The organism is Mesorhizobium sp. BR1-1-13 (assembly GCF_020165515.1).
GTDB lineage: Bacteria > Pseudomonadota > Alphaproteobacteria > Rhizobiales > Rhizobiaceae > Mesorhizobium.
The window spans coordinates 879642-897471 of record NZ_JAIUIH010000001.1 but is presented as its reverse complement, the minus strand read 5'-3'; the positions used below and the strand labels follow the sequence as shown (position 1 = coordinate 897471).

Sequence of the window (17830 nt, the reverse complement as noted above, 5' to 3'; positions counted from 1 at the left end):
GACGGGTTCATTTCGCGGCGCCGTTCAGCGCCGATGAAACGAAACGGCTCCTGCCCGGCCAAGGTTCCCTTCCAGATAGCGCGGGCGGACCGGACGACGGCCCGCCGCGCAGGCGCGCCGTCAGCTCGCCTTCTTGGTGATCAGGGTCAGGGCGCCGTTGGGCTCCATACTGGCCGCGACCACTTGCGCCGAGGTCATACCCTTGGCCTGAAGGGCGGATTTGACCTTTGGCGTGGCATCGATCGAGCTGCGCAGCTTCTGCAGGCCCTCGTCGCCGCGCTGGGCGATCACCTGGTTGACCTGCGTCTGGGTGTCCTTCGGCAGTTCGGTGATGTCGACGATGTTGACGCTCTGGATCGTCGGCGCGGCCTGCTGCCCGCCGGGGGCCGGCGCTGCTGGGGCGGGCTGTTGCGCGGGCTGCTGCTGGGCACTGGCGGCGCCCGCCAGCATCAGGGTGGCGGCAGCGGCGAGAACTATCGTTTTGCGCATGGATTTTCCTTCCATCGATTTGGCAAACGGTCGTGTTGGGGTGACCCTCCAACCTCAACCGCCAAATGGGATCAGAAGGTGTCGGCCAGCGGGTCATTGCGTGACCATTGGATGGCAGCAATGTGCAGCGCGGTTTCACCAGCACCGCAATTCGGGAGCAATCACTGATGGCCAGAATAACCCGCGCGGCCTATGCGCAGATGTACGGCCCGACGGCCGGCGACAGGGTGCGGCTTGCCGATACCGAACTCTTCATCGAGGTCGAGAAGGATTTCACGCTTCATGGCGAAGAGGTGAAATTCGGCGGCGGCAAGGTCATCCGCGACGGCATGGGCCAGAGCCAGGTCTCCCGCGCTGGAGGAGCGGTCGACACCGTTATCACCAATGCGCTGGTGATCGACGCCAGCGCCGGCATCTTCAAGGCCGATATCGGCCTCAGGGAGGGCCGCATCGCGGCAATCGGCAAGGCCGGCAACCCGGACACGCAGGATGGCGTCACCATTATCATCGGACCCGGCACCGAGATCATCGCGGGCGAAGGCAAGATCCTCACCGCCGGCGGCTTCGACGCGCATATCCACTTCATCTGCCCGCAGCAGATCGAGGAAGCGCTGATGTCGGGCATCACCACCATGCTCGGCGGCGGCACCGGCCCGGCGCATGGCACGCTCGCCACCACCTGCACGCCCGGGCCCTGGCACATGGCGCGGATGATCCAATCTTTCGACGCTTTCCCGATGAATATCGGCCTTTCCGGCAAGGGCAATGCCTCGCTGCCGGCCGCACTCGAGGAGATGGTGCTGGGCGGCGCCTGCTCGCTGAAGCTGCATGAGGACTGGGGTACCACGCCGGCCGCGATCGACTGCTGCCTGTCGGTCGCCGACGACCATGACGTCCAGGTGATGATCCACACCGATACGCTCAATGAATCCGGCTTCGTCGAGAACACGGTGGCGGCGATCAAGGGCCGCACCATCCACGCCTTCCACACCGAAGGGGCCGGCGGCGGGCATGCGCCCGATATCATCAAGGTCTGCGGCCTGCCCAACGTCATCCCGTCCTCGACCAACCCGACGCGGCCCTACACGGTCAACACGCTGGCCGAGCATCTCGACATGCTGATGGTCTGCCATCATCTGTCGCCGTCGATCCCGGAAGACATCGCCTTCGCCGAAAGCCGCATCCGTAAGGAGACCATCGCGGCGGAAGACATTTTGCACGACATCGGCGCCTTCTCGATCATCTCCTCGGACTCACAAGCGATGGGCCGCGTCGGCGAGGTGGCGATCCGAACCTGGCAGACCGCCGACAAGATGAAGCGCCAGCGTGGTTCGCTGCCGCAGGAAACCGGCGACAACGACAATTTCCGCGTCCGCCGCTACATCGCGAAATACACGATCAACCCGGCCATCGCGCACGGGCTGTCGAAGGAGATCGGTTCGGTCGCCGTCGGCAAACGCGCCGACCTGGTGCTGTGGAACCCGGCCTTCTTCGGCGTCAAGCCTGATATGGTGCTGATCGGGGGCATGATCGCGGCGGCGCCGATGGGCGACCCCAACGCCTCGATCCCGACGCCGCAGCCGATGCACTACCGGCCGATGTTCGGCGCCTACGGCAAGGCGCGGACCAACTCGTCGGTAACCTTCGTCTCGAAGGCGGCACTGGAGTCCGGTCTGCACGGCCGGCTCGGCGTCGACAAGCAGTTCGTCGCCGTCGAAAACACGCGTGGCGGCATCGGCAAGCACTCCATGGTTCTCAACGACGCCACGCCGCATGTCGAGGTGGATCCCGAGACCTACGAGGTTCGTGCCGATGGCGAATTGCTGACCTGCAAGCCGGCGACGGTGCTGCCGATGGCGCAGCGGTATTTTCTGTTTTGAGCTATGCTATCGCTTGCGGTTTCTGAGAGACCAATATCCCGCGTGTTTTCCTCTGGGCATCGCAAATACATCTCGAACTTCTTTATAGCGATCCGAATCCGAGGAATTGTCTTCGAGTGTACCTCGAATGGCTGCTTCCAAAGATGGAGGCGTCCGCTTTCCAATTTCATTGGAAATTTGTTCCACAGTCTTGTAAATTTCTCCGAGACTGCTTTCTCCACCCAATCTCACAAGAGAATATTCAATCACTTCCCACCATTTGGAATTGGCGGTCACACCAGAGTTGGTTGAGGTGATCACGTGCCGGGCCCCGACCTCTCTGTTTGGAGGGTTTTCTCTCATGCCGCCTGCGAGAATCCGTCGTAAAATTTGATCCTCAGTTTCCTCTCCGTCCTGCCGCCTCGACCAAATGAGCGCAAAAACGTCAACGGAAACGTCGATTGTTCGCATCGGCGACGCCTCCACCTGACCAGTTGGCAACAGAGATATAGGAGTTTTTAAACTCCGTAAATCTCTATTTGGAGATTTCGCGGAGTTTTGCGATTGCTTCCAAACTGAGGCATTATGCGCCTATGAACAGGATTGATCGCTTGAGGGCCCTCACGCCCTACGAAACGGACTTCGTGCAATGGAGCACCGAACAGAGCGCGTTGCTGCGCGAAGGTCGTCTCTCCGACCTTGATCGAGAGAATCTTGCCGAGGAGATCGAAAGCTTGGGGCGGAGCGACAAAAGAGAAATCCGGAGCCGTATGGAGGTGCTGATCGTACACCTTCTGAAATGGGAATTTCAACCAGGCCACAGATCTCACAGTTGGCAGTCATCGATTTCCGAGCAGCGCATCTGGATCGCTAACATCATCAAGGACAGTCCAAGCCTTCGCCGATATCCGGCTCAGGTTTTTGAGCAAACCTATAAGGATGCGTTGCCTGTCGCAATAAGAGAGACCGGCTTGCGGAAGGCGCATTTTCCAAGCCAACCGCCGTTCACGGCCAAAGAGGCGCTCGAAGGGCGATTTTGGCCGGGCAGCCCGCTCTCGACGGACGATTTTCTGCGGGACTGATGATCGATCCATAAATCCACACCCGCGTTCCCCCGCCACTTTGCTTATTGAGGCCCATGGCCACCGAAATAGCTTCGCCCCACGACATCTTCCCGCATATCCGCATTGTCATGGGCATGGTGATCGGGCTCGGCGTCGCGCGCCTGCTGTCGGGGGTGGCGCGCATCGTCCAGCATCCCGGTCAATACCGGCTCTATATGGTGCATCTGGCCTGGGTCGCTTCGGTGCTGTTGATGCTGGTGCATTTCTGGTGGTGGGAGTTCGGCCTCTACGCCATCGAAACCTGGACGTTCGGCAAGTACCTGTTCATCATCTTCTACGCCATCACCCTGTTCCTGCTCTGCGCGCTGCTGTTTCCGGATTCGATGCTCGACTACACCAGCTATGAGGATTTCTTCTATTCGCGCCGCGCCTGGTTCTTCGGCCTGCTGGCCGCGACCTACCTGCTCGACGTGATCGACACGCTGCTGAAGGGGCCGGAGCATTTCGCCCGCTTCGGCAGCGAGTATCTGTTCCGCACGCCAGTCTTCGTCGCGTTGTGCATCGTCGCGATCCTGGTGCGCGACCGCCGGTTCCACATCGCCTTCGTCGCGGCGGCGCTGATCTATCAGATATCGTTCATCCTGCGGCTCTTCGACACGATCGTATGACGGTCGCGGATGCTCTAGGCTGACCGGGAAAGGCAGGGTTCAACCATGTACAAGGCCGTCGGATCGCGTGGATCCCGGGTCAGCCGTGTTCTGTGGATGCTCGAAGAACTCGGGCAGGCCTATGAATTCGTCGAAATTCCCCTGCGCTCGCCCGAAGCCTATGCGCTCAATCCCTCGGGCAAGGTGCCGATCCTGATCGACGGCGAGCTGACGCTGACGGATTCGGCGGCGATCTGCGTCTATCTGGCCGATAAGCACGCGGATAAGGGCATGGGCGCCAGTCCCGGCCTCGCAGGCCGCGCCGAAATGGATTCCTGGATGCATTTCGCCCAGTCCGAGCTGGAAGCGCCATTGTGGAACAAATTGCGCCACCGTTTCCTGCTGCCCAGGGAGGTCCGGGTCGATGTCGGCCCCGCGGCCGCTTACGATTTCGCCTCCGAGGTCAAGGCGCTGGACCGCCGACTGGGCGACAAGCCGTTCGCGCTCGGCGACCGGTTCTCGGCTGTCGACGTGCTGCTCGGCGACATGGGCGGCTGGGCCAGAGCCGGCCGCTTTCCAATAGAATCCGAACGCGTCAACGCATATTTCGACCGCGTGCTTTCACGCCCTGCCCGTGCCCGGGCGCAAGCCAATGGCGGAGCCATGAAATGAAGCTCAACCTCAACATCGACTTCACCAAGTTCCCGCGCGCCATCTCGGTGCTGACCTCCGGCAATGCCGGCGCCACGGCGCCATCCGGTCGAGCCGTTCTTGCCCATGACGAGCGGCATCTGCGCCGCCGGGCGATCGAATTGTCCGACGGCAGCAAGGTGCTGGTCGACCTGCCGGAGCCCGTCGCGCTCAACGACGGCGACCGGCTGGTGCTGGAAGACGGCCGCTACGTCGAGATCATCGCGGCGCCGGAGGAGGTCTATGATATCCGCGCCCGCGACGCCGTGCATCTGGCCGAGCTTGCCTGGCATATCGGCAACCGCCATCTCGCGGCGGCGATAGAGGCGGAGCGCATCCTCATCCTGCGCGATCATGTCATCAAGGCGATGCTGGAGGGGCTCGGGGCCACGGTGAGCGAGATTTCCGAACCGTTCAAACCGGTGCGCGGCGCCTATTCCGGCGGCCATGACCACGGCCATGCGCACGCCCACAGCCACGCCGAAGCGCATTCGCACAGCCATTCGCATTCGCACGACCACCACGATCATCACGATGATCATCATGACTGACCAGCCATCCGGCATCGCCCTGCTGCGATTGATGGCATGGCTGTCGCCGGTCTTTCCGGTCGGCGGCTTTTCCTACAGCCATGGGCTTGAGCGCGCCGTGCACGATGGGCTGGTGACCGATGCGGCGAGCCTCGCCGGATGGCTTGAAACGCTGGTCGAGATGGGCTCCGCCTGGAACGACGCCGTGCTGTTCGCGGAGAGCTGGCGCAACGCCCGCGACGGCGGCGATCTGGCCGAAGTCGCCGCACTGGCCGAGGCGTTGGCCGGGTCGCGCGAACGCCATGCCGAGACAATTTTGCAAGGTGCGGCTTTCCTCAAAGCAGCCGCCGCCTGGCCCACTCCCGCGCTGGAGCGCGTGCCGGCGGAGTGTGCCTATTGCGTCGCCGTCGGCGCTGTTGCCGGCGGCAATGGTATCGCGCTTCAGGACGCGCTGTGCGCCTTCCTGCATGCCTTCTTCTCCAACCTCGTCCAGGCCGCGATCCGGCTGGGTGTCGTCGGACAAAGCGGCGCGACCAGTTTGCTCGCCGGATTCGAGCCGTTGGCCCTGGCGACCGCCGCCCGCGCATCCCGCTCGACGCTGGACGATCTCGGCGGCTGTGCCTTCGTCTCCGATGTCATGGCGATGACGCACGAAACCCAGTATTCGCGATTGTTCCGCTCATGATCGTCCTTGCCTTTATCCTCTCCTTCGTCCTGCTGGTGATCACCGCGTTGCATGTCTATTGGGGCATTGGCGGGATATGGCCGGGCAAGGATGCGGCGTCCTGCGCGCATGCGGTGGTCGGCTTTCGCGGCGTCGACGAGATGCCGGCGCCGTTCGCCTGCCTTGCCGTCGCCGCCTGCCTGGCGCTGGCGACGCTCTGGCCGATGGCTCTGGAGGGCGTGTTTGCCTCGCCCTTTCCCAGAGAAGGCCTCGCCGCCACCGCGCTGCTGATCGGGCTGGTGTTTCTCGGACGCGGCATTGCCGGCTTCACGCCCTGGTGGCGCCGGCTGGCACCGGAACAGCCTTTCGCCCGGCTCGACATCAGCCTTTATTCGCCGCTGTGCCTGCTGATCGGGCTCGGCTTCGCAGTCCTCGCCATCACGGAGTTCCCGACATGACACAGGCCAACGGTCCCCTTCGCATCGGCATTGGCGGCCCCGTCGGTTCGGGCAAGACCACGCTCACCGAAAAGCTCTGCAAGGCGCTGCGCGAGGAATTCTCCATCGCCGTCGTAACCAACGACATCTATACGAGGGAAGACGCCATGATGCTGGCGCGGCTGCAGGCGCTGCCGGAGGAGCGCATCGTGGGTGTCGAGACGGGCGGCTGCCCGCACACCGCCATCCGCGAGGACGCCTCGATCAATCTGCAGGCGATCGCGGAGCTCAACCGCAAATTCCCCGATCTCGACATCATCTTCATCGAATCCGGCGGCGACAATCTTGCCGCCACCTTTTCGCCGGATCTCGCCGACCTCACGCTCTATGTCATCTCCGTCTGCCAGGGCGAGGAGATCCCGCGGAAAGGCGGTCCGGCGATCACCCGTTCCGATTTCCTGATCATCAACAAGAGCGACCTGGCACCCTATGTGAACGTCAATCTCGACGTGATGGAGAGCGACGCCGCCCGCATGCGCGGCAAGCGGCCGTTCGGCTTCACCGACCTGTCGCGCGGCAAGGGGTTGCGGGAGGTGATCGATTTCATCGTCGAGCATGGCGGCTTGAGGCTCGGGACCGCCGCAAGCACAGCGGCGTGAGCCGGCTGCACCAACCGAAACCGGTTGCGGGCACAAGCAGGGCACGGCATTGTTCCTAAAACCCGGAGGATTTTTCGATGAGCATCGCCCGCCTGCAAAAGGAACAACTGACCAACCTGCCCTTCTACGAAGAGCGCGTCGATCTTGCCTGCGCTTTCCGCTGGACGGCGCGGCTCAACATGCATGAGGCGGTGGCCAACCATTTTTCGCTGGCGGTCAACGAGGACGGCACAAAATTCCTGATGAACCCCAATCAGGTGCATTTCTCGCGTATCAAGGCGAGCGACCTTTTGATGATCGACGCCAACGATCCCGAGACGCTGTCCGGCCCGAATGCGCCCGACCCGACCGCGTGGGGCCTGCACGGCGCCATCCACCGCAACGTCCGCCACGCGCGCTGCGTGATGCATGTGCATTCCATCCACGCCACCGTGCTGGCCTCGCTTGCCGATTCGAGGCTGCCGCCGGTCGACCAGAATTCGGCGATGTTCTTCAATCGCCATGTGGTCGATGCCCACTATGGCGGGCTGGCCTTCGAGGAAGAGGGCGAGCGCTGCTCGCAGCTTCTGACCGACCCCAAGGTCAAGGTAATGGTGATGGGCAATCACGGCGTGCTGGTCATCGGCGACACGGTGGCCGATGCCTTCAATCGCATGTTCTATTTCGAACGCGCCGCCGAGACCTACATCAAGGCGCTGTGGACAGGGCGGCCGCTGCGCACCCTTTCCGATGCAATCGCCGAGAAGACGGCGAGCGAGATGGACGACTATCCCGGCCAGGCCGAGCGGCATCTCAGCGAGTTGAAGGCGATCCTCGACGAGCAGGAGCCGGTCTATCGGAATTGAGTTTTAGAGCCCCAGTTCCGCCCGCAATTCCCCGGCGCTGTTGATGACCCGCGCTCCGGGCGGTCCTTCCATCGGTTTTTCCGGCCAGAAGATCGTCTTCATCCCCGCCGCCAGCCCTGCCATGGCGCCCGGCCAGCTGTCGTCGATCGCCACCGCGTTCGCGGGATCGACATCGGCCAGGTAGGCGGCGCGCAGGAACGGCTCGGCGTTCGGCTTGCCTTCGCGCACGTCGTTGCGGCTGATCGTCTTCATGCCGGGATAGGTCAGGCCGACCATGCCCAGATTGGCGTCGACGATCATGCGGTCGGAATTCGAGACCACGGCCTGCTGTACGCCAAGCGTGCGCAATTCGTTGAAGAGCTCTATCGCACCGGGGCGTGGCTTCAATGTTGTGACAAGCGGCAGATAATGCTCGTACTTGTGAACGATCCACTCGTCGAAGGGCAGATCCAAGCCGAACTCGTCGCGCATCATCAGGTAGACCGGCCAGGCAGCGACCCCGAGAACGCGCTCATGCAGGTCGGCCGGGGGCGTGAGGCCGACATTGCGCATCGCCGCCACCAGGGCTGCCTCGTGCAGCGGTTCGCTGTCGACCAGCGTGCCGTCCATGTCCCAGAAAACCGCTTTCGGTGTCATGCAACGCTCCTTTTGGCATTCCCTTAAAGGGTTTACCCCGGGAGATAAACCATCCGGACGGCAGAACGTGCCACCTGTCGGAACGGAAATCCTCCTTTTGCCTGCCGTGGAATCCAAGGCCGACGATGATCCGGCCGATCCCACGCCCGCAGGCGCAAGCAATTGCCCTGGCGATTGACAATTGCGCAGCGCGCGGTTCCCTGCGAAAGTAGGCACGGACCGCTTGCATGACCAGCGGTTTCGGGAGGCAGGACGTGAACAACCGGCAGGAGGGCGGCAGCAACAGGTTGGACGATGCCGCCCGCGCGGGCTGGCTTTATTACGTTGCCGGCAACACGCAGGACCAGATCGCCGCCACGCTCGGCATCTCGCGGCAGACTGCGCAGCGGCTGGTGTCGCTGGCAGTGTCGGAAGGCCTGATCAAGGTGCGCGTCGACCATCCGATCGCCAACTGCCTCGACCTCGCCGCCCGCCTGAAGTCGCGCTTCGCGCTCGATCTGGTGGAGGTGGTGCCGAGCGACCCCACCTCCTCGTCGACGACGATCGGCATCGCCGAAGCCGCCGCTGCGGAAATCGAAAGGCGGCTGAGATCGCCGGCCCCGATCGTTTTGGCGATCGGCACCGGCCGTACGCTGAAGGCGGCGATCGAGCAATTGCCGCCGATGGAGTGCCCACAGCACAAGGTGGTGTCGCTGACCGGCAATATCTCGCCCGACGGTTCGGCCGCTTTCTACAACGTCATCTTCACCATGGCCGACAGGGTCAAGGCACGGTCCTTCCCGATGCCGTTGCCGGTCATCGCCTCCTCGCCGCAGGAACGCGAGATGCTGCTCAGCCAGCCGATGATCCAGCCGACGCTGGCGCTGGCCGCGGAGGCCGACGTCACCTTCGTCGGCATCGGCGACCTCGGCCCGAAGGCGCCGCTCTATGAGGACGGCTTCATTTCCGACGCCGAGTTGAAGGCATTGCAGAAAGCGGGCGGCGTCGCCGAAATCGTCGGCTGGGTGTTCGATCGCGACGGCCGCATGGTCGAGGGCATCACCAACGACCGGGTGTCGTCGGCGGCCCTGCCGTCACGGGAGAAGTCGCTGGTCATCGCGCTCGCCATGGGTGAACGCAAGCTGCCGGGCATCCTGGCGGCCGTGAACCGCCGGCTGGTCAACGGGCTCATCACCGATGAGCGGACGGCGACCGCCCTGCTGGCCGGCATCTGACCGGCTTGCGGCATGTGGCCGTGCCGACCGCGTTGCGATAAAGCCAACAAGGCTATCCGTGCCGGCCCAACGGATCGTTGCCGTCGAGGAAACCGAGGTCGCGCTGCAGATGCGGCGACAGATCCCTGATGTCGAGATGTGCGCGTTTTCTGGTCGCGAACCAGCCGAATCCGTCCGCAAGCCATGAAATCCAGCGGTGATCCGGAGCGGGAGTGCATTTCTGCTGCGTCGTGGTCATGATCGTCAACCTTCGCTATCCTGAACCCGCATGACGGGTTGAGGATGAATGTCGGCCTTGCCGGCCACCTTTGCCAATCGAACGTCGATAACGACCCATAAGGAGGCTTTATGCCGGATCTCGGCTCGCGACAGGTTGCGCAGCTCCCGCCGCTGCAGGCGATCCGGGTGTTCGAAGCGGTGGCGCGGCATCTTTCCTTCACAAAGGCGGCCGAGGAACTGGCGATGACGCAAGCAGCGGTCAGCTATCAGATCAAGGTGCTGGAGGAGCGGGTCGGCGCGCCGCTTTTCCTGCGCCGGCCGCGACAGATCGAACTCACCGAAGCTGGGCAGCGCCTGGCGCCGGCGGTCAGCGAGGCCTTCGCCATACTCGGCCAGGCCTATGCGGCGGCGCGCGGCGGGGCCGACGGTCTGCTGTGCGTCACCACGGTGCTGACCTTTGCCTCCAACTGGCTGGCGCATCATCTGGGTTCGTTCCAGATCGCGCATCCCTCGCTTGCCGTGCGGCTCGATACGTCGAGCCGCCTGACGGATTTCGCCCGCGAGGATGTCGACCTTGCCATCCGCTCGGGCGGCGGCAAATGGCCGGGGCTGGAAGCCTACAAGCTGCTCGACGCCGATTTCACGCCGATGCTCAGCCCCAAGCTCGCAGCGAGCATCGGCGGCGTCAAGGAGCCGGCCGACCTGTTGCGGCTGCCGATCCTCGATCCCGGAGACATCTGGTGGACGCAATGGTTCGAGGCCGCAGGCGTGCAAAGTCATGACCTTGCCAAGCGCCCCGGCAGCAGCATGGGCGCGCAGGCTTATGAGGCCAATGCGGCAATCGCAGGCCATGGCGTGGCGATCCTGACCAGGGCCCTGTTCAAGGCGGAACTCGCCGACGGCCGGCTGATCCAGCCCTTCGATCTGGTCGGCGACGATGGCCACGCCTATTGGTTGGTCTATCCGGAGGCGCGCCGCAACGTGCCGAAGATCCGCGCTTTCCGCGACTGGATCCTGGCCGAGATCGCCTGCTGACCGGCTAACTCCAGGATCAAAACCGCGCTCCATCCAGATCGCCGTTGTCGCCCGGTCCGCGCCTGCGGGACGGCCATTTGCACGTGCCATGTCGGCGCTCCTCCATCGAGTGTGCACTGCACCATCGAATCTGGCTTGACATAATTCATTCTTAATGAGTAATTGCTCACAGCCAAGGCAAATGCTCATCTTGGTCCATGGGAGGAATTTGATGAAACTTCGTACGCTCATCCTGGGCTTGTGCTCGGCCAGCGCGCTCGCGTTCGCGGCACATGCCGAATCCATCACCATCGCCACCGTCAACAATGGCGATATGGTCCGCATGCAGAAGCTGACCGACGACTTCACCAAGGCGAACCCCGACATCCAGCTCAACTGGGTGACGCTGGAAGAGAACGTGCTGCGCGAGCGCGTCACCACCGACATCGCCACCAAGGGCGGCCAGTATGACGTGATGACCATCGGCACCTACGAGGTCCCGATCTGGGCCAAGCAGAGCTGGTTGTTGCCGCTCGACAAGCTCGGCGACGACTACGACGCCAAGGATATCATTCCGGCGATCGCCGGCGGCCTCTCGGTCGACGGCAAGCTCTATGCCGCGCCTTTCTACGGCGAAAGCTCCTTCGTCATGTACCGCAAGGACCTGATGGAGAAGGCGGGGCTGAAGATGCCCGACGCGCCGACCTGGGACTTCATCAAGCAGGCCGCCGACAAGATGACCGACCGCGCCAATGGCGTGAACGGCGTGTGCCTGCGCGGCAAGGCCGGTTGGGGCGAGAACATGGCCTTCCTGACCGCCATGTCGAACTCCTTCGGCGCGCGCTGGTTCGACGAGAACTGGAAGCCGCAATTCGACCAGCCCGAATGGAAGAACACCCTGCAGTTCTATGTCGACCTGATGAAGGCCGACGGGCCGGAGGGCGCGTCCTCCAACGGCTTCAACGAGAATTTGGCGCTGTTCCAGCAGGGCAAGTGCGGCATGTGGATCGACGCCACCGTCGCCGCCTCCTTCGTCTCCGATCCCAAGGCCTCGCAGGTCGCCGACAAGGTCGGTTACGCGCTGGCGCCTGACAATGGGCTCGGCAAGCGCGGCAACTGGCTGTGGGCGTGGTCGCTGGCCATTCCTGCCGGTACGCAGAAGGCCGATGCCGCCGAGAAGTTCGTGTCATGGGCAACCAGCAAGCACTACGCCGAGCTGGTCGCCTCGAAGGAAGGCTGGGCCAACGTTCCGCCGGGAACGCGCTCCTCGCTCTACGCCAATCCAGAGTACCAGAAGGCGGCTCCGTTCGCCAAGATGACGCTGGACTCCATCAATGCTGCCGACCCGACGCACCCGACCGTCAAGCCGGTGCCCTATGTCGGCGTGCAGTTCGTCGCCATCCCTGAGTTCCAAGGCCTCGGCACCACCGTCGGCCAGCTGTTCTCGGCAGCCCTTGCCGGCCAGTCGAGCGTCGACGACGCGCTGAAGCAGGCCCAGGACGCCGCAACCGCGGCGATGACCGAGGGCGGCTACATCCAGTAAGGCTCCTCCCGGTGCCTAAGGCCGGCCGCCGACCATGGCCGGCAACGGCCGCCCGAAACCCAGTTCGGGCGGCCACTTCCGACAGCTCGAGAAAATTCCGTCCGATCCTTGAAGGGTGACCGTCATGGCTACTCAGCAGACCCGTTCGCTTGCCCGTTTCATGATGGCGCCATCCGTCGTCCTGCTGCTCGTCTGGATGGTCGTTCCGCTGGCGCTCACGCTCTGGTTCTCCTTCCAGCAGTACAATCCGCTCAATCCTATCCGCGACGGCTTCGTCGGCTTCTCCAATTACGCGCTGTTCTATTCCAACCCGGCCTTCCTGCAATCGATCCTCAACACGCTGCTGATCGTCGTCAGCGTGCTTGTGATCACCGTGGTCGGCGGCATCCTGCTGGCGCTTTTGATCGACCAGCCGATGTGGGGCCAGGGCATCGTGCGCATCCTCGTCATCTCGCCGTTCTTCGTCATGCCGCCGGTGGCGGCACTGGTCTGGAAGAACATGATCATGCATCCGCAATACGGCGTCTTCGCCGACATAGCGCGGTTCTTCGGCCTCCAGCCCATAGACTGGTTCGGACAATATCCGCTGACCGCCATCATCATCATCGTCGCCTGGCAGTGGCTGCCTTTCGCGACGCTCATTCTTTTGACTTCGCTTCAGTCGCTGGACGGCGAGCAGAAGGAAGCCGCCGAGATGGACGGCGCCGGCTTCATCAGCCGCTTCATCTACCTGACGTTGCCGCACATGTCGCGGGCGATTACCGTCGTCATCCTGATCCAGACGATCTTCCTTCTTTCGGTCTATGCCGAGATCCTCGTCACCACCAATGGCGGTCCGGGATACGCCTCCACCAACCTGCCCTTCCTGGTTTACCAGAAGGCGCTGCTGGAGTTCAAAATCGGCCAGGCCTCTGCCGGCGGCATCATCGCCGTCATTCTCGCCAACATCGTCGCCTTCTTCGCCATGCGCGCCGTTGGCAAGAACCTGGACAGATAAGGGAGGAAAAGATGGCACGCGCAGTCACAACCCGGCACAAGACGATCGCGACGGCGGCCGCCTGGATCGTCGCCTTGCTGATCTTCTTCCCGATCCTCTACACCATCATCACCTCGTTCAAGTCGGAACAGGAGGCGATCCAGGGCTTCAACCTGTTCCCGTCGGGAACCACGGAAAGCTATTCCGAGGTCCAGGCGCAGAGCGGCTATTTCAAGTTCTTCCTGAACTCGGTGATCCTGTCGGTCGGCTCCACCATCCTGGCCCTGCTGGTCGCCATTCCGGCGGCCTGGTCGATGGCGTTCTCGCCGACCAAGCGGACCAAGGACATTTTGATGTGGATGCTGTCCACCAAGATGATGCCGGCCGTGGCCGTGCTGTTTCCGATCTACCTGATCTTCCGCGACACCGGCCTGCTCGACAGCCGCATCGGCCTGATGGTGATGCTGATGCTGATCAACCTGCCGATCGTGGTGTGGATGCTCTACACCTATTTCCGCGAAATCCCCGGCGAGATCCTGGAAGCGGCGCGCATGGACGGCGCCTCGCTGTGGAACGAGATCATCTATGTGCTCACACCCATGGCGGTGCCGGGCATTGCCTCGACCATGCTGCTCAACATCATCCTGGCCTGGAACGAAGCGTTCTGGACGATCCGGCTGACCACGACGGAAGCAGCACCCTTGACCGCCTTCATCAGCTCCTTCTCCAGCCCGCAAGGCCTGTTCTGGGCGAAGCTCTCGGCCGCCTCGACGCTGGCGATCGCGCCGATCCTGATCATGGGCTGGTTCAGCCAGAAGCAACTGGTGCGCGGCCTGACCTTCGGTGCGGTGAAGTAGGGACGCCGTGAAGTAGCAGCGTGCGCCAGGCGGCGGACGGAAATCCACCGGGAGGAAAGCATGGGAAATATCACGCTTAAGAACGTCTCCAAGTCCTTCGGCTCGACTTCGATCATTCCTAACATCGATCTCGTCATCGAGGACGGCGAGTTCGTCGTCTTCGTCGGCCCGTCGGGTTGCGGCAAGTCCACATTGCTGCGCCTGATCGCCGGCCTGGAGGACACCAGCGGCGGCACCATCAACATTGACGGCCGCGACGTCACCGGCGAGGCGCCGGCCAAGCGCAAGCTTGCCATGGTATTCCAGTCCTATGCGCTCTACCCGCACATGACGGTGGCCAAGAACATCGCCTTCCCGCTGAAGATGGCGGGCGAGGACCAGGCGACCATCGACAAGAAGGTGAAGGACGCCGCGCGCGTGCTTAACCTCACCAACTATCTCGAGCGCCGCCCCGGCCAGCTTTCCGGTGGCCAGCGCCAGCGCGTCGCCATCGGCCGCGCCATCGTGCGCCAGCCTTCAGCCTTCCTGTTCGATGAACCCTTATCCAACCTCGACGCGGCACTGCGCGGCACGATGCGGCTGGAGATCAGCGAACTGCACCACCAGCTCAAGACGACGATGATCTACGTCACCCACGACCAGGTCGAGGCGATGACCATGGCCGACAAGATCGTCGTGCTGAATGCTGGAAATGTCGAGCAGGTCGGCTCGCCGATGGAGCTCTACAAGACGCCGAAAAACCTGTTCGTCGCCGGCTTCATCGGCTCCCCGAAAATGAACCTGATCGAAGGCGCGCCGGCGGCGAAGTACGGCGCCAAGACCATCGGCATCCGGCCCGAGCACATGGCGATCTCGACCACGGCGGGCGACTGGAAGGCGACGGTCGGCGTCGCCGAACACCTGGGATCCGACACCTTCCTGCATGTCCAGGCCGACGGTGTCGGCCCGCTGACGGTGCGCGCCGACGGCGAACTCAGCGTCCACCATGGCGACAGCATTTACCTCACGCCCGACAAGGCCAAGCTGCATCGCTTCGGCCCCGACGGCAAGGCATTGGCGCCGTGAGGCTGAAAGGCAAATCGGCGCTGATCACCGGGTCGGCGCGCGGTATCGGCAAGGCCTTCGCCGAAGCCTATGCCCGTGAAGGCGCCGTGGTGGCGATTGCCGACATCGATCTCGAAGCCGCCGAGAAGGCGGCCGCGGGGATCGGCGGCACGGCCTATGCCGTGAAGCTCGACGTCACGGACCAGGCCTCCATCGACGCCGCGGTGAAGGCGGTGGAAACCAGGACCGGCGGCCTGGACATACTGATCAACAACGCCGCGATCTTCGACCTGGCGCCGATCGTGGAGATATCGAGAGCCAGCTACGAGAAACTGTTCTCCGTCAACGTCGCCGGCACGCTGTTCATGCTGCAGGCAGCAAGCCGCTCGATGATCGCGCGGGGAAAGGGCGGCAGGATCATCAACATGGCGAGTCAGGCCGGGCGGCGCGGCGAGCCGCTGGTCGCGGTCTACTGCGCCAGCAAGGCGGCGGTCATCTCGCTGACCCAGTCGGCCGGGCTCGACCTGATCAAGCACGGCATCAACGTCAATGGCATCGCGCCCGGCGTCGTCGACAGCGACATGTGGGACCAGGTCGACGCGCTGTTCGCCAAGTACGAGAACCGGCCGAAGGGCGAAAAGAAGAGACTGGTCGGCGAAGGCGTGCCCTATGGCCGCATGGGCAGACCGGAAGACCTCGCCGGCATGGCCGTGTTCCTGGCCAGCGATGAAGCCGAATACATCGTCGCCCAGACCTACAATGTCGATGGCGGCCAGTGGATGAGTTGACGTGGATGAGTTGAGGGGGGAGGCGCTTTTCTCTTTTCCTCCGGAGAAGACGCCGCGGGGCAGGTGAGGGGCAGCATACTGAACGCCAGGTTTTGCCCCTCATCCCCGCTCTTCCGAAGGAGGCGAAACAGTCGGGCCGCAGATCGGCCGAAGGGTAATGCAGATGACAGTGAAACTCTCTTCCTCGAACCTCGCCAGGCTTCCGCCGAAGGTCGCCGGTCCGAACTATGACCGGTCGGCGCTGAAGGCCGGCATCGTGCATTTCGGAGTCGGTAATTTCCACCGCTCGCACCAGGCCGTCTATCTCGACGAGCTGTTCAATTCGGGCGTCGGCCACGACTGGGCGCTGGTCGGCGCCGGCGTATTCGAGGGCGAGAAGATCGGCCGCGGCAAATTGGAAGCGCAGGACTGGCTGACGACGGTGGTCGAGCAGGATGAGGGGCATATGAGCGCCCGCGTCACCGGCGCCATGATCGACTTCCTGACGCCGGGCGATGCCGCCGCCATCATCGAACGGCTGGCCGATCCGGCGATCAAGATCGTGTCGCTGACCATCACCGAAGGCGGCTATTTCATCGATCCTGCCTCCGGCGTGTTCAACCCCACGCATCCCGACATCGTCGCGGATGCGCAAGCCGGTGCCGTGCCGAAGACCGTGTTCGGCATCATCCTCGCCGGCCTGATGCGGCGGCGTGCCGACGGCATCGTGCCGTTCACGGTCATGTCCTGCGACAACATCCCCCATAACGGCCATGTCACCTCCGACGGCGTCATCGGGCTTGCCCGGCTGATCGACGAGGACCTGGCGAACTGGGTCAGCGACAAGGTCGCCTTTCCCAACGCCATGGTCGACCGCATCACGCCGGCCACCTCCGATCGCGAGCGCACGATCCTGGCCAAGGATTTCGGCGTGGAGGACAATTGGCCGGTGTTCTGCGAGCCGTTCCGGCAATGGGTGCTGGAAGACCATTTCACCGCCGGCCGCCCGCCGCTGGAGAATGTCGGCGTGCAGTTCGTCAGCGATGTTGCCCCTTACGAGCTGATGAAGATCCGCATCCTCAATGGCGGCCATGCAGCCATCGCCTATCCGGCCGGGCTGATGGACATCCATTTCGTCCACGAGGCGATGCAGGAGCCGCTGGTGCGCGGCTTCCTCGACAAGCTCGAGCACGACGAGATCATCCCCACCGTGCCGCCGGTGCCGGACACGGTGCTGGAGGAGTATTACCAACTCATCGAGCACCGCTTCTCCAACCCCAAGATCGGCGACACGGTGCGCCGGCTTTGCCTCGACGGCTCCAACCGCCAGCCGAAATTCATCATCCCGACCATCGCTGACCGGTTGAAGGCGGGAAAGGGTGTCGCCGGCCTGGCGCTGGAATCGGCGCTGTGGTGCCGCTACTGCTTCGGCACGACGGATAGCGGCGCCGTCATCGAGCCCAACGATCCGAGCTGGGAACGTTTGCAGGCGACCGCGAAGGCGGCCAAGGATACGCCCGCGGCGTGGCTTGCCATGGAGGATATCTATGGCGATGTCGGCCGTGCCGCACCGTTCGTCGAGGCCTTCGCGCACGCATTGAACGTGCTGTGGACGGATGGCGCGCGCGCCACGCTGACGCGCTATCTCGCAGGCAGGCTCTGAGAGCCGTTCGATA

The 17830-nt window shown here is 63.3% G+C and carries 21 protein-coding genes; 17 read left to right on the top strand and 4 right to left on the bottom strand.

All coding sequences use genetic code 11. The features are described 5' to 3' along the window. Positions 1 to 120 precede the first annotated feature (120 nt). Positions 121 to 489, bottom strand: a complete 369-nt coding sequence (locus LB533_RS04420) for a hypothetical protein (RefSeq protein ID WP_224676738.1) — start codon at positions 487 to 489, stop codon at positions 121 to 123. A 167-nt stretch (positions 490 to 656) separates the two neighbouring features. Here LB533_RS04420 and ureC point away from each other — a divergent pair, with 167 nt between their 5' ends. Next, positions 657 to 2369 (top strand): urease subunit alpha, encoded by a 1713-nt coding sequence (ureC, locus tag LB533_RS04415; protein WP_411970874.1) that lies wholly within the window; start codon positions 657 to 659, stop codon positions 2367 to 2369. Positions 2370 to 2375: 6 nt separating this feature from the next. Here ureC and LB533_RS04410 read toward each other — a convergent pair whose 3' ends face one another. Next, entirely contained in the window at positions 2376 to 2819 is a 444-nt protein-coding gene (locus tag LB533_RS04410; protein WP_224676737.1) for a hypothetical protein, read from the bottom strand. 140 nt (positions 2820 to 2959) lie between these two features. Here LB533_RS04410 and LB533_RS04405 point away from each other — a divergent pair, with 140 nt between their 5' ends. From LB533_RS04405 to LB533_RS04370, 8 genes are all read left to right on the top strand, one after another. Beyond that, positions 2960 to 3430 (top strand): DUF29 domain-containing protein, encoded by a 471-nt coding sequence (locus tag LB533_RS04405; protein WP_224676736.1) that lies wholly within the window; start codon positions 2960 to 2962, stop codon positions 3428 to 3430. Positions 3431 to 3486: 56 nt separating this feature from the next. Beyond that, entirely contained in the window at positions 3487 to 4080 is a 594-nt protein-coding gene (locus LB533_RS04400; RefSeq protein WP_224676735.1) for a hypothetical protein, read from the top strand. Between the two features lie 45 nt (positions 4081 to 4125). Further along, complete coding sequence (locus LB533_RS04395) at positions 4126 to 4731, top strand: glutathione S-transferase family protein (RefSeq protein WP_224658994.1); 606 nt, start codon at positions 4126 to 4128, stop codon at positions 4729 to 4731. Continuing rightward, entirely contained in the window at positions 4728 to 5300 is a 573-nt protein-coding gene (gene ureE, locus LB533_RS04390) for an urease accessory protein UreE (protein WP_224676734.1), read from the top strand. Before LB533_RS04395 ends, ureE begins: the two co-directional genes overlap by 4 nt. Further along, positions 5293 to 5964, top strand: coding sequence for an urease accessory protein UreF (locus tag LB533_RS04385; protein ID WP_224676733.1), 672 nt, complete (start codon positions 5293 to 5295; stop codon positions 5962 to 5964). Before ureE ends, LB533_RS04385 begins: the two co-directional genes overlap by 8 nt. Beyond that, positions 5961 to 6401 carry a DUF3995 domain-containing protein gene (locus tag LB533_RS04380; protein WP_224676732.1) on the top strand — a complete coding sequence of 147 codons (441 nt, stop codon included), beginning with the start codon at positions 5961 to 5963 and terminating at the stop codon, positions 6399 to 6401. The genes LB533_RS04385 and LB533_RS04380 overlap by 4 nt, the downstream gene beginning before the upstream one ends. Next, positions 6398 to 7039 carry an urease accessory protein UreG gene (gene ureG, locus LB533_RS04375; protein WP_140639263.1) on the top strand — a complete coding sequence of 214 codons (642 nt, stop codon included), beginning with the start codon at positions 6398 to 6400 and terminating at the stop codon, positions 7037 to 7039. Before LB533_RS04380 ends, ureG begins: the two co-directional genes overlap by 4 nt. A gap of 77 nt (positions 7040 to 7116) precedes the next feature. Then, positions 7117 to 7884, top strand: a complete 768-nt coding sequence (locus tag LB533_RS04370) for a class II aldolase and adducin N-terminal domain-containing protein (protein ID WP_224676731.1) — start codon at positions 7117 to 7119, stop codon at positions 7882 to 7884. Between the two features lie 3 nt (positions 7885 to 7887). Here LB533_RS04370 and LB533_RS04365 read toward each other — a convergent pair whose 3' ends face one another. After that, entirely contained in the window at positions 7888 to 8520 is a 633-nt protein-coding gene (locus LB533_RS04365; RefSeq protein ID WP_224676730.1) for an HAD family hydrolase, read from the bottom strand. Positions 8521 to 8774: 254 nt separating this feature from the next. Between LB533_RS04365 and LB533_RS04360 the strand changes: the two genes are divergently transcribed. Further along, positions 8775 to 9734 carry a sugar-binding transcriptional regulator gene (locus tag LB533_RS04360; protein ID WP_224676729.1) on the top strand — a complete coding sequence of 320 codons (960 nt, stop codon included), beginning with the start codon at positions 8775 to 8777 and terminating at the stop codon, positions 9732 to 9734. A 52-nt stretch (positions 9735 to 9786) separates the two neighbouring features. On the opposite strand, the gene LB533_RS04355 is transcribed toward LB533_RS04360, so the two are convergent. Then, positions 9787 to 9972, bottom strand: a complete 186-nt coding sequence (locus LB533_RS04355; protein WP_224676762.1) for a hypothetical protein — start codon at positions 9970 to 9972, stop codon at positions 9787 to 9789. 110 nt (positions 9973 to 10082) lie between these two features. Between LB533_RS04355 and gcvA the strand changes: the two genes are divergently transcribed. The 7 genes from gcvA to LB533_RS04320 all read left to right on the top strand — a co-directional run bounded on the left by gcvA (position 10083) and on the right by LB533_RS04320 (position 17817). Next, positions 10083 to 10988 carry a transcriptional regulator GcvA gene (gcvA, locus tag LB533_RS04350; RefSeq protein ID WP_140639267.1) on the top strand — a complete coding sequence of 302 codons (906 nt, stop codon included), beginning with the start codon at positions 10083 to 10085 and terminating at the stop codon, positions 10986 to 10988. A 211-nt stretch (positions 10989 to 11199) separates the two neighbouring features. Further along, complete coding sequence (locus tag LB533_RS04345; protein ID WP_140491344.1) at positions 11200 to 12510, top strand: ABC transporter substrate-binding protein; 1311 nt, start codon at positions 11200 to 11202, stop codon at positions 12508 to 12510. A gap of 124 nt (positions 12511 to 12634) precedes the next feature. Continuing rightward, positions 12635 to 13507, top strand: coding sequence for a carbohydrate ABC transporter permease (locus LB533_RS04340; RefSeq protein WP_140491346.1), 873 nt, complete (start codon positions 12635 to 12637; stop codon positions 13505 to 13507). 11 nt (positions 13508 to 13518) lie between these two features. Then, positions 13519 to 14343, top strand: coding sequence for a carbohydrate ABC transporter permease (locus LB533_RS04335; RefSeq protein WP_140551583.1), 825 nt, complete (start codon positions 13519 to 13521; stop codon positions 14341 to 14343). A gap of 60 nt (positions 14344 to 14403) precedes the next feature. Next, on the top strand, positions 14404 to 15408 hold the full coding sequence (locus tag LB533_RS04330; RefSeq protein WP_140625194.1) for an ABC transporter ATP-binding protein: 1005 nt from the start codon (positions 14404 to 14406) through the stop codon (positions 15406 to 15408). After that, positions 15405 to 16175, top strand: coding sequence for an L-iditol 2-dehydrogenase (locus LB533_RS04325; protein ID WP_224676728.1), 771 nt, complete (start codon positions 15405 to 15407; stop codon positions 16173 to 16175). Before LB533_RS04330 ends, LB533_RS04325 begins: the two co-directional genes overlap by 4 nt. Before the next feature lie 163 nt (positions 16176 to 16338). After that, the gene (locus LB533_RS04320) at positions 16339 to 17817 is read left to right on the top strand and encodes a mannitol dehydrogenase family protein (protein ID WP_224676727.1); all 1479 of its coding nucleotides are present in this window, start codon (positions 16339 to 16341) and stop codon (positions 17815 to 17817) included. The last annotated feature ends 13 nt before the right edge of the window (positions 17818 to 17830 follow it).